This is a genomic window from Bacillus sp. BP-3 (assembly GCF_028401955.1).
Lineage (GTDB): Bacteria > Bacillota > Bacilli > Bacillales > Bacillaceae_G > Bacillus_A.
In genome coordinates, this window is sequence record NZ_JAQOTJ010000006.1 from 246388 (window position 1) to 260997 (window position 14610).

Annotated in this window: 12 protein-coding genes; 8 read left to right on the forward strand and 4 right to left on the reverse strand. The window is 36.5% G+C overall.

Going from position 1 to position 14610, the window contains the following annotated elements; translation table 11 throughout:
- Positions 1-7: 7 nt before the first annotated feature.
- From PLX19_RS12590 to PLX19_RS12620, 7 genes are all read left to right on the forward strand, one after another.
- Complete coding sequence (locus PLX19_RS12590) at positions 8-1549, forward strand: glycosyltransferase family 2 protein (protein ID WP_272188977.1); 1542 nt, start codon at positions 8-10, stop codon at positions 1547-1549.
- On the forward strand, positions 1539-2786 hold the full coding sequence (locus PLX19_RS12595; RefSeq protein WP_442869047.1) for a nucleotide sugar dehydrogenase: 1248 nt from the start codon (positions 1539-1541) through the stop codon (positions 2784-2786). Before PLX19_RS12590 ends, PLX19_RS12595 begins: the two co-directional genes overlap by 11 nt.
- A complete protein-coding gene (locus PLX19_RS12600) occupies positions 2783-3748 on the forward strand; it encodes an NAD-dependent epimerase/dehydratase family protein (RefSeq protein WP_272188979.1) in 966 nt (321 codons plus the stop codon). Before PLX19_RS12595 ends, PLX19_RS12600 begins: the two co-directional genes overlap by 4 nt.
- Positions 3741-5297 carry a glycosyltransferase family 2 protein gene (locus tag PLX19_RS12605; RefSeq protein ID WP_272188980.1) on the forward strand — a complete coding sequence of 519 codons (1557 nt, stop codon included), beginning with the start codon at positions 3741-3743 and terminating at the stop codon, positions 5295-5297. Before PLX19_RS12600 ends, PLX19_RS12605 begins: the two co-directional genes overlap by 8 nt.
- Positions 5298-5641: 344 nt before the next feature.
- Entirely contained in the window at positions 5642-7891 is a 2250-nt protein-coding gene (pflB, locus tag PLX19_RS12610; protein WP_272188981.1) for a formate C-acetyltransferase, read from the forward strand.
- Between the two features lie 65 nt (positions 7892-7956).
- Complete coding sequence (gene pflA, locus PLX19_RS12615; RefSeq protein WP_272188982.1) at positions 7957-8688, forward strand: pyruvate formate-lyase-activating protein; 732 nt, start codon at positions 7957-7959, stop codon at positions 8686-8688.
- Between the two features lie 412 nt (positions 8689-9100).
- Positions 9101-10264, forward strand: coding sequence for a diglucosyl diacylglycerol synthase (locus PLX19_RS12620; protein ID WP_272188983.1), 1164 nt, complete (start codon positions 9101-9103; stop codon positions 10262-10264).
- Between the two features lie 384 nt (positions 10265-10648).
- Here the strand turns inward: PLX19_RS12620 and PLX19_RS12625 are convergent, their stop codons facing one another.
- The 4 genes from PLX19_RS12625 to PLX19_RS12640 all read right to left on the reverse strand — a co-directional run bounded on the left by PLX19_RS12625 (position 10649) and on the right by PLX19_RS12640 (position 13715).
- Positions 10649-10771, reverse strand: a complete 123-nt coding sequence (locus PLX19_RS12625) for a YfhE family protein (RefSeq protein ID WP_098918427.1) — start codon at positions 10769-10771, stop codon at positions 10649-10651.
- 67 nt (positions 10772-10838) lie between these two features.
- On the reverse strand, positions 10839-11396 hold the full coding sequence (locus PLX19_RS12630; protein ID WP_272188984.1) for a GNAT family N-acetyltransferase: 558 nt from the start codon (positions 11394-11396) through the stop codon (positions 10839-10841).
- A 250-nt stretch (positions 11397-11646) separates the two neighbouring features.
- Positions 11647-12771 carry an amidohydrolase gene (locus tag PLX19_RS12635; RefSeq protein ID WP_272188985.1) on the reverse strand — a complete coding sequence of 375 codons (1125 nt, stop codon included), beginning with the start codon at positions 12769-12771 and terminating at the stop codon, positions 11647-11649.
- Positions 12772-12812: 41 nt separating this feature from the next.
- Positions 12813-13715, reverse strand: a complete 903-nt coding sequence (locus PLX19_RS12640) for a TIGR01777 family oxidoreductase (RefSeq protein ID WP_272188986.1) — start codon at positions 13713-13715, stop codon at positions 12813-12815.
- An 80-nt stretch (positions 13716-13795) separates the two neighbouring features.
- Here PLX19_RS12640 and recX point away from each other — a divergent pair, with 80 nt between their 5' ends.
- Positions 13796-14608, forward strand: a complete 813-nt coding sequence (gene recX, locus PLX19_RS12645; protein ID WP_272188987.1) for a recombination regulator RecX — start codon at positions 13796-13798, stop codon at positions 14606-14608.
- Positions 14609-14610: the final 2 nt, after the last annotated feature.

Sequence of the window (14610 nt, forward strand, 5' to 3'; positions counted from 1 at the left end):
GAAGAGAATGCGTATATCTGTTGTGATTCCAGCCCATAATGAGGCACAGACGATAGGCGGTGTGCTAGAAGAAGTAAAAAAGGTACAGCCTTATGAAATCATTGTGGTCGATAATGGATCTACTGATCGAACGAAAGAAATCGCAGAGGGCTTCGGATGTACAATTATTTATAGTGAGCACCCATTAGGTAATGATGTTGGCCGAGCAATTGGGGCAAGAGAAGCGAAGGGAGAAATAGTTTTATTTTTAGATGGAGATATTATCATCCCACATCAGGAGCTATTACCATTTATTCAATGTATGAAACAAGGAAAGGATATTGCAGTTAATAATTTAACTTGGTCTGTGTATTTGAAGATTCGTCCGCATTATACAACAGTGAGTAAATTTATGTTTAATCGTTTTTTGAATCAAAAAGAGCTTGTTGTAGGTTCACTCATTGCCATTCCACATGCGATAAAAAGAACTGTGATAGAGAAAATAGGCTGGTGGAATTTAGCGGATCCAGCATTATTTCAAGCAATGGCCGTTATAAAAGGGATGACCATTGGGGACTTAGGGTCTGTAGATGTCATTCATTCTAATAAAGTTCGCCCTGTTCATACAGGCACATCTGCTGGATCACCTTATCCAAAAGCGACAAGTCGTATCATGGGAGACCATTTGCGTGCATTACATCATATGATTGAAGTATATGGTATGCGAGGAGGATTTACAGATGGTGGACGAAATCGAGATGTTGTAAGTGATTATACTCTTTTCATTCCAGAAGAAAAAAAGGCAAAATATAGTGCAGTTATTCCTGCAGGTGCAGAACGAGAAACAATTACGGCTGTTATTAAAGAAGTAAAACGAGCAGGAATTGATGAAATTATTGTGGTGGCTAATGGATCAGATCAGGAGACGATTCGAAAGGCTAAAGCAGAACAGGTTATTGTAGTAGAATTTCGTGAAGCACTTGGACATAATGTTGCAAGGGCAATCGGAGCGATGTATGCAACAGCAGACGTTCTCTTATTTGTTGATAGCGACTTTGTTATTCAAGCTGAAGAGCTGCGGCCGTTTGTACAAGCAATCGAGAATGGTGTTGATATAGCATTAAATGATATGCAGTGTTTGTTAGATGAGTTTCATCCAGTAGATCCAATTAGCGCTGGAAAATACTTTGTGAACTTAGCTGCAAAGCGTCCGGATTTATGGAATAACTCTTTAACAGCTGTTCCGCATGCTATTCATAGAAAAGTAATAGGTACAGTTGGTTATAAAGCGTTAATGATTCCACCGTTAGCTCAAATAAAAGCGATATTAGCAGGTTTTTCTATTCAAGCTGTTCATCATGTTGATGTTGTAAAACCGAATCGAATTCGTCCAGAACAACATCATGTTGTAAACGGGCGAATCCCCGCTTTTGATCGTATTTTTGGGGATCAACTAGAAGCGATAGCGTATTTATTAAAACATACAGATAAACGAGGAAGTTTTACAGATGGTGAACGTGATCGGGAGATTATAGAACAACTTAGAAAGGAAGATGAGCATGGAAACTAATCATTGCAAAGTGGCAGTTATCGGTTTAGGGTACGTTGGCTTACCGTTGGCGATCCATTTTGCGCAAAATGGATACAGGGTGATAGGAATAGACAAAGATCAAGAGAAGGTAAAAAGTATTCAAAATGGTGTTAGCTACATCCCTGATGTTGCATCTAAAGTGTTGCAGCAATTCGTTGAGCAGGGGATCTTTGGAGCGACAACTCTAGAACAAGGAGTGAAAGCATTTGAAGAAAGTACTCATGTGATTGTAACGGTGCCAACACCGATAAATCAAAATGGTGAACCAGATTTAAGTGCGATCATTTCTGCCTCACATTATATTCAAAAGCATCTTCAAAGAGGCCAAACCTTCATTTTTGAAAGTTCAACATATCCAGGTACGTTAGAAGAAGTAATAATTCCGATTTTATCAAAAGGCGGTAAAAATGTTGGGATAGATTATTATATCGGATATTCCCCTGAACGTATTGATCCTGCAAGTACGACACATACAATACAATCAATTCCAAAAGTTGTAAGTGGGCAAACGGAGCTGTGTAAGAAAAAAGTTATGGAATTATATGAAGATATATTTGATGATTTAGTACCAGTTAGCTCACCGAAAGTTGCTGAAATGTGTAAGCTCTTTGAAAATATACAACGGCTCGTTAATATTTCATTGGTAAATGAAATGGATTTATTGTGTAAAGAGTTAAAAATAGACTTTCACGAAGCTTTAGAAGCAGCGGCGACGAAACCATTTGGATTCACACCGTATTGGCCGGGGCCAGGAGTTGGGGGACATTGTATTCCTGTTGATCCATTATATTTTCAATGGAAAGTGAAGCAATACGGTATGGTTAGTCAGTTTATTGAGATTGCACATCGTATTAATAAGGAAATGCCGAAACATATTGTAAAACAAGTAAAAGAACAGGCACCAGAAAAAGCAAATGTTTTGTTAATAGGTCTCGCTTATAAGAGAAATGTAAATGACCTACGTGAATCAGCTGCTCTTATAGTTGCCGACCTACTACAAAGGGAAGGGTATAACCTATCGTATCATGATCCGCATATTCCCGTGGCACACGTTGCTGGTAAAAGATATGAATCTATTTTATTAACGAAAGAAGCGATTGATCAAGTAGATTTTGTAATTGTTTTAACAGATCATTCTATTATTGATTGGAAGATAATTAAACAGGCGAAGAAAGTATTAGATACACGTGGTGTATTAAAGCAGGTGAATATATGAAAAAACGATGTTTAATTACAGGAGGAGCTGGCTTTATTGGTTCCCATTTAGCTGAAGAGCTTTTGCATCGTGGATATGATGTAACGATTGTAGATAACTTCTATAAAGGACAGCGTAAATATCATTTCGATTTAACAAAGAAAATTTCAACTGTAAAAGCAAGTGTATTAGATAAAGGAAAAATAGAGCAATTGGTTCAAAGTCATGATGTAATATTTCATTTAGCAGCTATTTTAGGTGTAAAAAGCACGATGGAAAAAAGTGTTGAGCTCATTGAAACAAATTTTGACGGGACGAGAAATATTTTACAAGCTGCTTTAAAGGGACAGAAAAAAGTTGTATTTGCGTCTACATCTGAAGTATATGGAAAAGCAAAACCACCATTTGTAGAGGATGGGGATCGTTTATATGGTGGGACTGCAAAAATTAGGTGGAGCTATGCGATTTGTAAAACGTTAGAAGAGACACTTTGTTTAAGTTACGCTCGCCAAGGATTAGCAGTAACAATAGTCCGCTATTTCAATATATACGGACCACGCGCTAAAGATGGTCCGTACGCAGGAGTTATTCCGAGGTTTATTAGCGCAGCTTTGCAAAATAGAGAAGTTCCTGTATATGGGGACGGTACACAAACGCGCTGTTTTACGTATGTAACAGATGCAGTAGAAGCAACAATTAAAGCAATGGACGAGAAAGTAAATGGTGAAATTATTAATATTGGTTCTGAACATGAAATTTCTATTCAAGATGTTGCTGTAATGATTCAGAAGATGGTTCAAAGTTCTTCGGATATTATTTATGTTCCATTTGAGGAAGTATATCCTGATGGATTTGAAGAAATTCCACATCGACGCCCGAATGTAACGAAATTAACTACTTTATTACAATTTCAACCAAAAGTGGCATTTGAAGAAGGGTTACAGAAAACCATTGCGTGGTTTCGTGAAGAATTCTATGGTTAAATCTTTATCAATTATCGTTCCCATATATAATGAAGCTGATTCTATTCGAGAGGTAATTCTTTCTGCGAAGGAACTGAATCCGCTTGAAGTTATTATTGTTGCAAATGGATGTACAGATGATTCGGAACGAATTGCAAAAGAGCTTGATTGTATAGTCATAAGTAGTAGTGAAGCGCTCGGGAACGACGTTGGGCGTGCGGTAGGTGCCAAGTTTGCTAAGGGGGAAGTTTTGTTATTTTTAGATGGTGATTTTCCTATTTCTTCGTCTAGCCTCCGTTTTTTTCTTAATCCCATTTTACATGGACAAGCAGACGTGATTTTAAATAATTTTGATGATTTATTTAAGAAAAAGCAACGTCCGCATTCCATTACTGTTTGGCGCCAAATTATAAATGATATAGTGAACCGAGCAGATTTACAAATTGACTCTATTTTATCAGTACCGCATGCGATTACGAAAGAAGCGATTGAAAGTATTGGTTATGATGCGTTATGTAATCCAATTGTTGCACATGTTCGATTAATAACGAAAAAATGGCGAATACAGAGGCATTGTGCAATTGATGTTATTACTCCAAATAAGTTTCGTCCAGCTGAGCATGAAGCATATGGGAATCAACTTGCACATGCAGAGCAAAGAATGATAGGGGATCATATAGAAGCATTAGGCGAATGGTTGGCTAATTATGATAGCCGAGGGGCATATACAGATGGAAATAGGAGAAGAGATATTGTATTTGCCTTACGAGAGTTTGGTAATCAAGCATTGCCGTCATATTATAAAGGGTGGGGAGTTCAATCTAACTTATATAATGAGAAACAACTTTCTATTATCATTCCTGTTCAAAATGAAGAAAAGACAATCGCAATGGTTATTCAAGAAGCACGTAAAATTGAACCGCTTGAAATTATCATTATTGTTAATGGATCAAATGATCAAACAGCAGCGATTGCAAAGCGGTGCGGTGCTACAACTATTGTGTATGAAGAAAGACTTGGAAATGATGTGGGACGTTCTATAGGTGCTCAAATGGCTAAAGGGGACATTTTACTATTTATTGATGGCGACTTCGTGATACCTGCAAAAGATTTGTACCCTTTTGCAAAAGCGATTGCGGACGGACAAGATGTGGTATTGAACGACTTAAATTATTATTTAGATTTACGAGCGCCATTACACCTTGTTACGGCGCTAAAATATGCTTTAAACTTAGCTTGCAATCGAAAAGATCTAGGGATAGGTTCACTAGTAGCTGTACCGCATGCGTTTAGTAAGGTTTGCTTAGAGTATATTGGATTTGATACTTTATTGTCGCCATGTGTGGCACAAGTAAAGGCGGCATTAGCGGGTTTCTTAATTTCCTGCGTGCATCGTGTGGATGTAGATCGATTAAATCGTATCCGTCCGGACGAACATTTTGCAGTACGGGGCCATGCCCCTGCTGTACTTCGAATTATTGGGGATCATATAGAAGGTATGTCATATGTGATAGAAGAACTTGATGTTCGAGGTGGTTTTCATGATGGAGAACGTAAGAGAGAAATATAATGGAGAAGGTGTACCGAAACAGGTACACTTTTTTCTATTCTGTTTCGAAAAAACTATAACAGAATAGAAAGAGGCAGTGTTACAGTTTGCGATAAGTACGACTCTTATATTATAGAAAAGGTTTCCTTTATTAGAATGCAAAAAAAATGAAATTATTAAAATATGGGTTGATTTAACAAAGTTTGTAGGTAGGGTTTCCACTACGCCGATAGTAGTTTGTGCAATTATTCACAAACATGTCACAACTTAAACGTCCCTTTTTTTAAAAAAGTAGTATCCTAAATACGTGAGCTGTTATATAAAAAATCTAAGTCCTGTACTAATCAAAAATGGAGGAGATTAGGATGACTGAAGTATTAGAAAATGTAAAAAATGCATGGGAAAATTTTAAAGGTGAAAAGTGGAGAGCGGAGGTTGATGTTCGCGACTTCATTTTAAATAACATAAACGTTTACGAAGGTGATGATTCCTTCTTAGCTGCTGCAACAGAAGCGACAAAACAACTTTGGGATCAAGTAATGGAATTAACAACACAAGAACGTGACAATGGCGGCGTCCTTGACATGGATACAGAAATTGTTTCTACTATTACATCACATGGTCCAGGATATTTAAATAAAGATATTGAAAAAGTAGTTGGTTTCCAAACTGACAAACCATTTAAGCGTTCATTACAACCATTCGGTGGTGTTCGTATGGCAGAGCTATCTTGTGAAGCTTACGGATACGAAATGGACAAAGAACTAAGCCGTATTTTCAGAGACTGGCGCAAAACACATAACCAAGGTGTATTCGATGCTTATACGCCAGAAATGAGAGCAGCTCGTAAATCAGGCGTTATTACAGGTCTTCCAGATGCGTATGGCCGTGGTCGTATTATCGGTGACTATCGCCGCGTTGCATTATACGGTATCGATCGTTTAATCGAAGCGAAAAAAGCAGATTTAAATACAACGAGCAGTGTAATGAGCGAAGAGACAATTCGTTTACGCGAAGAGATATCTGAGCAAATGCGTGCCCTTCAAGAATTAAAACAAATGGCAGCTTCTCATGGTTTTGATATTTCTAAACCAGCAACAAATGCACAAGAAGCATTCCAATGGTTATATTTTGGTTATCTTGCAGCAATTAAAGAGCAAAATGGTGCAGCAATGAGTCTTGGCCGTACATCTACTTTCTTAGATATCTATGTTGAAAGAGATTTAGCAAACGGTACATTAACAGAAGAAACAGCACAAGAAATTGTTGACCACTTCATTATGAAATTACGTCTTGTGAAATTCGCAAGAACACCTGATTATAATGAATTATTCTCTGGTGATCCAACTTGGGTAACAGAATCTATCGGTGGTATTTCACTTGATGGTCGTCCATTAGTAACGAAAAACTCATTCCGTTTCTTGCATACATTAGATAACTTAGGACCAGCTCCAGAACCAAACTTAACAGTTCTTTGGTCTAAACAATTACCAGAGAACTTTAAAAACTACTGTGCGAAAATGTCTATCAAAACATCTGCAATTCAATATGAAAATGATGACATTATGCGTCCAGAATATGGTGATGACTACGGTATTGCTTGCTGTGTATCTGCAATGAGAATTGGTAAACAAATGCAATTCTTCGGAGCGCGTGCAAACTTAGCGAAAGCATTATTATATGCGATCAACGGTGGTAAAGACGAAAAGTCAAAAGCACAAGTTGCACCTGAATATGCACCAATTACTTCTGAAGTATTAGATTTTGAAGAAGTTATGCGTAAATTTGATGTGACAATGGAATGGTTAGCAGGTCTTTACTTAAATACATTAAATGTAATTCATTACATGCATGATAAATACAGCTATGAGCGTATCGAAATGGCACTTCATGATACAGAGATTATTCGTACAATGGCAACAGGTATCGCAGGATTATCTGTAGTAGCTGACTCTTTAAGTGCAATTAAATACGCGAAAGTAAAACCAATTCGTGATGAAAATGGTATTGCGGTTGATTTTGAAATCGAAGGAGATTTCCCTAAATACGGTAACAATGATGACCGTGTAGATGAAATGGCAGTAAACCTTGTAAAAACATTTATGAACAAGCTTCGTAAACATAAAACATATCGTAACTCTGTTCATACAATGTCAATCTTAACAATTACATCTAACGTTGTATACGGTAAGAAAACTGGTAACACACCAGATGGCCGTCGTGCTGGCGAACCATTTGCACCAGGTGCAAACCCAATGCACGGACGTGATACAAAAGGTGCACTAGCATCATTATTATCTGTTGCGAAATTACCATATGAAGAAGCAAGAGATGGTATTTCTAATACATTCTCTATTATTCCAAAAGCGCTTGGAAAAGAAGAAGATGTACAAATTCGCAACTTAGTATCTATGCTAGATGGATATGCTATAAAAGAAGGTCATCACTTAAATATTAACGTATTTAACCGTGAAACATTAATGGATGCAATGGAACATCCTGAAAAATATCCACAATTAACAATTCGTGTATCTGGTTACGCTGTTAACTTCATTAAGTTAACTCGTGAACAACAAATTGACGTTATTAACCGTACAATGCACGAAAGCATGTAAGTAAAAAGTTTCCCTCTGTTTTTCATAAGACAGAGGGGAGCTGTTTTAATAGAGGAGGAAGTAACATGGTAAAAGGAAGAATTCATTCTGTTGAGTCTTGTGGTACTGTTGATGGCCCAGGGATTCGTTATATCATCTTTACACAAGGGTGTTTACTACGTTGTCAATATTGTCATAATGCGGATACGTGGGAGATCGGTAAAGGGAAAGAAATAACAGTTGAAGAAGTGATGCAGGATGTTACATGTTACCTTCCTTTTATGGAAGCTTCTGGCGGTGGGATTACAGTAAGTGGCGGTGAGCCACTATTGCAGTTAGACTTTTTGATTGAGTTGTTTAAGAAATGTAAAGAGATCGGCATTCATACGACAATTGATTCTTCAGGTGGGTGCTATTCTGAAGATGAAGAATTCCAAAGAAAATTAGACATTTTGATGGAATATACAGATTTGGTATTACTTGACTTAAAACATATTGATTCAAAAAGACATCGCAAATTAACAGGCAAACCGAACGAACATATTTTACAATTTGCTCGTTATTTATCAGATAAAAAGAAATCAATTTGGGTGCGTCATGTACTTGTACCTGGAGTTACTGATGGTACAGAGGACTTAGAAAAGCTCGGAGCCTTTATTCAAAGTCTTGATAATGTACAAAAGGTAGAAGTTTTGCCGTATCATAAGTTAGGTGTTTATAAATGGGAGGCACTAGGTCACAAATATCCTCTTGAAGGAGTAGAGCCTCCAACGGAAGAAAGTGTTCAAAAAGCAAAGAATATTTTAGGAGCAGTCTAATCCAATTGTGGATTAGGCTTTTTGCTTTCTTTCGATAAATAGTAGAGCAAAGATAAGGAAAAGAGTATACTTATATTATATATTGACTATTTTTGTAAAGAAATGATATGGATAAATTTACAAAAATGTAAAGGGAAAACGAAACAATAGAAAGAATTAAGAAATAGTGTAGTGCGTATCATGAAGTATAGACAAACGTCAAGTTATTGCGAAAGCAGTTATAGGAAAGTATAATGTTAAGATATGAGCAGATGGGATTAAGGGGTCAATAACATATGCTTTGTATATCCACGACAGGTACATATCCAGCGGGAATTCGTTGGAGTTCAAACTTGCAAAATTATAAGGAAATTGTTTTTTATATTGTGACAGGTGCAATATAAAGGACCGAAAAAGCTAGGAGTGGATTTGTTTGATTAAAAACCCCAAGGTTTTAATATTAACAGCACATTACGGTAACGGTCATGTACAAGTGGCAAAAACATTAGAACAAACATTTCGTCAAAGAGGACTTCAGGATGTAATTGTATGCGATCTTTTTAGTGAATCACATCCTTTCATAACAGATATTACAAAATATTTATATTTAAAAAGTTATACAATTGGGAAAGAGCTATACCGCTTATTTTATTATGGCGTTGAAAAAATTTACGATAAAAAAATTGCATCATGGTATGCCAATTTTGGACGAAAACGTTTAAAAGCGATATTACAGGCTGAAAAACCCGATATTGTTATTAATACATTTCCAATCATTGCGGTGCCAGAGTTAAAAAAACAAACAGGTATTTCTATTCCTGTTTATAATGTACTGACTGACTTTTGCTTGCATAAAATATGGATCCACCGAGAAGTGGATCGTTATTTTGTCGCAACAGATTATGTGAAGAACATTATGATAGAAGTAGGAGTACCTGCTGAGCAAATTGTAGAGACAGGAATTCCGATTCGGAAAAGCTTTGAAGCATCTGTTAATGTAGAAGCCTTGTATGATAAGTATAATTTGTCACGAGACAAAAAGACTTTACTTATTGTGGCAGGGGCACATGGAGTGCTAGGAAGTGTAAAAGAGTTATGTCAGTCCTTTCTATCAGTTCCTAATTTGCAGATAGCCGTAGTTTGCGGGAAAAATAAAGCATTGCAGGAGGATTTGCTACAACTACAAGAAAGCAATCCAGATGCATTAAAAGTATTCGGTTATGTAGAGAATATTGATGAGCTGTTCCGTATTACCTCTTGCATGATTACGAAGCCAGGAGGAATTACATTAAGTGAGGCAGCAGCTTTGCAAGTACCTGTCGTTTTATATAAACCAGTACCAGGACAAGAAAATGAAAATGCGAAGTATTTTGAAAAACAAGGTGCAGCAGTTGTTATTCGTGAAGATCATGAAATCTTTCCGAAAACGAAAGAATTATTGCAAGATGATATGAAGCTATTGCAAATGAAAGAAGCAATGAAACACATTTATCGTCCGGAACCAGCGTTTCATATTGTAGATTCTATTTTAGAGGAAAATCACGTGCGGGTACATTCACCAGTACGTTCACCAGCCCTTGTACAGTCTTTTACTTAATATAAGAGCCTCTTTTCTATCTGTAGAAGGAGGTTTTTTTCGTTTCTGTATAAATCCATTTTTATTTTTCGACATTTTTGTCTAGCTCTGCTTCCTAAGCCCTCATGTCTAAGAACCTTCCACACGAGAAGGGAAATTGTTTGTAGAATTTTAAATTATCCACAAAAGAATTCGCTTTCAATATACAGTAAACTTAAAATATTAACAAAAGTATCCACAATATCCACAAGTTTTAGTGAAAGTATCCACAAATTAAACAAATGAACTGTGATGAAATTCCTCTGTTATAGGAAAGATACTCAGATTTATACACATTCCCAACGATTCTGTGGATAAAGTTTTCCACAAAAAAACTACCTCTTTTAAACAAGAGGTAGTTGTATGTTAATAAATTCCTTTTGGTTTATATCCAGCTGCACGATCTGCTCTTTTAAATTCACGTTGATAGAGAACTTCTTGTGTGCTAGATAATTTACTTTTCGTTTTTTCGCGTCTTTTCTTATCCATTCCAGTTCACCTCATGTCATAAAGTCATTACCTATCGTTACCAATGACAGAGGGAGATATACATAGATTACGCTTCTTTTAAATGGTGAGCGTCTTGGAATGTTGCTTCGCGCATTGTGTGTAGTGTGTACTGATCTTTTGGAATTTCATATAAGTTATATACATCACCGTTTGCGTTAATTTGATCGTATACACATTTACGTGTTTCATTTGCTAGATTCACGTATGGTAGTTTTTCGGCAGCTTTAATAGAACGAGTATTTAATTTACGAATTCGCATGAAAATAGTCTCAATATCTAATTCATAGAAAAGCTCGCTAAAGAAAGCGTCTTTTGCAGGTTTATTATAACCCTTTCCATGATAGGGTTTACCGAGCCAAGTACCAAGAAATCCTGCTTTTTCTTGGATGTCGAATAAAGTTATTGTTCCGATTGGATTTCCCCATTCATCAACAATTGTGCGCGAAATTAATTCTCCACGTTCTTCCGCTTCAATTGTTTGCTTTGTTAAAAACAAAAATTCATCATAAGAAGACGCCTTCTGACGCACAAAGGGGAAGACATCAGGGTGCATCATCAAATCATATAGAACGTGGCTGTCATGTAGGTCACGTTTTTTTAACATACTATCTCCTCCTAAAAGAGGGCAGCATGACGACAAAAAAACATCCCACCCTCGAAATTTTTATATAAAACTTAAAAAAATTTCGGGGTGGGAATCGAACCCACTAGAACCAGTCTATAATGCTGGTGGCGCACCATTTGCCTTCCCCATTCATCAATTTGAAATTACTCAACACGACACAAATTGATCATGGTTTCATTCAGTTTATAATCGTATAATACTTCATCTAGTCAAAAAAATAAACTAGTTTTTATGAATTTTTTGTGTAGATAATTTTTCCATCTATCATCGTTAATACAGGCTTGGCTAAATAGTGAAAAGGATGATGAGTCCACAGGACAAGGTCAGCGTCTTTTTCAGGTTCTATGCTACCGATTTTCTTTTCTAGTCGTAAATTGCGAGCTGGTATAATGGTAATTCCTTCTAGAGCCTTATGTTCATCTAATCCTTCTCGAACGGCGATAGCCGCGCAAATATTTAAATATTGAATGGGTGTATAGGGGTGGTCTGTCGTAATAGAAACTTCAATCCCATGAGTAGATAAAGTATGATATGTTTGCCAAGATTTATTTTTAATTTCAATTTTTGAACGGCGTGTTAATGTTGGTCCGACAGATACTTTTAAATCGTGGCCTGTTAATTTATCAGCAATAAGATGGCCTTCTGTACAGTGTTCAATACGTAAGTCGAGATTAAATTCTTTAGCAAAGCGAAGAGCAGATAAAATATCATCTGCACGGTGAGCGTGGGCACGTATAGGAATTTCACGGTGGAGCGCTTGCAAAATAGGAATCATTCGAAAATCGGTATCATTTCCATAGTACTTTGCTTCATAAAATGCTTCTCGAAGCATTCCCATAATTCCCATACGGGTAATAGATTCTTTGTTTCCGTTGCTATGCATTCGTTTTGGGTTTTCTCCAAATGCAATTTTCAAGCCAGCGGGTTCTTGAATGACCATATGATCAATACTATTTCCGGCTGTTTTGATGACGCATGTTGTTCCGCCGATTACATTTTGACTACCAGGCATAACATGCACGGTTGTAATGCCGTTTTGCAGGGCATCTTGAAAAGCCACATCAAAAGGATGAATGCCGTCTAGAGAACGAATATGAGGTGTTAATACTTCCGCGGTTTCATTTGCGTCATTTCCAGCCCAACCAGTTCCTTCATCATATAAACCAAGATGTGTATGCACATCGATAAAACCTGGAAGAAGGTGAAGGCCGCGTGCATCAATAACGATCATATCTTTGCTAGCTTCAATAAATCGTTCTAACGCAATGATTTTGTTATTTTCCACCAATACATCACCTTTCAATTTAGGAGATGTAATAGGGTAAACAGTCGCTTGCTTAAATAAAGTTTTCATAAGAACCTCTTTAGTTTTTTCTAGCGGAAATTTAGAAATCGTTAGTGCAATACAATATTTTGAAGCGCATGTTCTAAAGTAGCATAGGAATGTGTATACCCGTGTTGTATTGCCTTTTGAGGTAATACTTTTTGTCCTTCTAAAACAAGGATGCTCATTTCACCGAGAAGGGTTTTAAGTGCAAATACAGGTACTGGTAACCAATGTGGCCGATGAAGCACTTTTGCAGTTGTTCTTCCGAATTCTGTCATTGTTACAGGGTGAGGAGCTGTAATATTGAAAGCACCGCTTATTTCTTTTGTATGAATCGCAAAATCGATCATTCGAACAACATCTTCGAGGTGAACCCAAGAAAGCAATTGGTTTCCTGAACCGATTGTTCCCCCAATAAAGAATTGATAGGGAAGTAACATTTTCGGTAGTGCTCCTCCCTCTTTGCCAAGAACAACACCGAAGCGCGTATAAATCGTACGAATACCAAGATCAGCTGCTTTACTCGCTTCTTTTTCCCATAGTTGAACGGTAGTAGCTAAAAAATCATTCCCTTGCTTAGGGTGATCTTCTGTAAATGTGTCTGTCTCTGATGTACCATAATAGCCAATTGCGCTTGCATTTATAAACGTGCTTGGGTATTTGTGTAACGTTTGTAGTTGTTTAATTAAGCCTTTTGTTGTGTGTAAACGACTATTTATAATTTTTTCTTTCTGTTTTTTCGTCCAACGACCATTATTGATAGATTCACCGGCAAGGTTAATAACGATATCAACGGAAGAAAGCGGAAATTCCGAAGCATCAGCATCCCAATGTATATACCGTATATTTGCGGGGGAATGATTTTCTCTTAATTGACGTGTGAGGATGTATACGGTATGACCTTTGCTAGCTAAATATAAAGTGAGTGCTTTTCCGATAAAACCTGTGCCTCCAGAAATCGCAATTTCCAAGAGAAATCCCTCCTCATTATGTATATTCAAGAAATTCAAATTTGTTTCATATATGTTAAAATGATGTTGAGGTGAAATGTATGGCTGTCATTACAAAAATAGAAGTACAAAAACGAACGAAAGAAAGATTTAATATTTATATTGATAAAGGTCATGGAGAAGAATATGGTTTTAGTGTTGATCAAGTTACCTTAATAAAACATGGGCTTCAAAAAGGTTTGGAATTTGATGATGTTGAATTAACCAACATTTTATATGATGAAGAAATACAAAAAGCATATTTATATGCAATTACTTATTTATCGCATCAAATGAGAACGAAGAAGGAAGTAGAAGAGCAATTACGGAAAAAAGAAATTGGACAAGCCATCATTTCTGAAGTTGTTTCAAAACTATTACGTGACCGTTATATTAATGATAAAGAGTATGCAATTGCCTATGTGCGTACGCATAGCAATGTGAATCAAAAAGGACCAGTTGTTTTGAAACGTGAACTGTTAAGTAAAGGGATTTCGGATGTAATGATTACCCATAGTTTACAAGAGTATCCTGAGGAGAAGCAAATTGAAAATGCTCTTGTACTTATAGAAAAGAAAAAAAAGTCTTATCAAAAACATTCTTTTTTTCAAATGAAACAAAAATTAGAAGAGATGTTAGTGCGGAAAGGATATGTGCGTGATATCATTCAAATTTGTTTAGAAGAATTAAAAGATGAAAAGGATGATAAAAAGCAAGAAGAAGCTCTTATCTATCATGGTAATAAATATCATGAAAAATATAAGAAATATGATGGTTGGACGTATGAAAATAAGATGAAGCAAGCGTTATATCGAAAGGGTTTTTCGATTGATGAAATAGAAGTGTTTATTCAAATGAAACGTGAAGAGGGATGAGG

Bases quoted from the DNA above. Each gene is read 5' to 3' on its own strand.
- pflA (WP_272188982.1), top strand. From the start codon at position 7,957: ATGGTAAAAGGAAGAATTCATTCTGTTGAGTCTTGTGGTACTGTTGAT.
- PLX19_RS12595 (WP_442869047.1), top strand. From the start codon at position 1,539: ATGGAAACTAATCATTGCAAAGTGGCAGTTATCGGTTTAGGGTACGTT.
- pflB (WP_272188981.1), top strand. From the start codon at position 5,642: ATGACTGAAGTATTAGAAAATGTAAAAAATGCATGGGAAAATTTTAAA.
- PLX19_RS12590 (WP_272188977.1), top strand. From the start codon at position 8: ATGCGTATATCTGTTGTGATTCCAGCCCATAATGAGGCACAGACGATA.
- PLX19_RS12630 (WP_272188984.1), bottom strand. From the start codon at position 11,396: ATGTTAAAAAAACGTGACCTACATGACAGCCACGTTCTATATGATTTG.
- PLX19_RS12625 (WP_098918427.1), bottom strand. From the start codon at position 10,771: ATGGATAAGAAAAGACGCGAAAAAACGAAAAGTAAATTATCTAGCACA.
- PLX19_RS12605 (WP_272188980.1), top strand. From the start codon at position 3,741: ATGGTTAAATCTTTATCAATTATCGTTCCCATATATAATGAAGCTGAT.
- PLX19_RS12600 (WP_272188979.1), top strand. From the start codon at position 2,783: ATGAAAAAACGATGTTTAATTACAGGAGGAGCTGGCTTTATTGGTTCC.
- recX (WP_272188987.1), top strand. From the start codon at position 13,796: ATGGCTGTCATTACAAAAATAGAAGTACAAAAACGAACGAAAGAAAGA.
- PLX19_RS12635 (WP_272188985.1), bottom strand. From the start codon at position 12,771: ATGAAAACTTTATTTAAGCAAGCGACTGTTTACCCTATTACATCTCCT.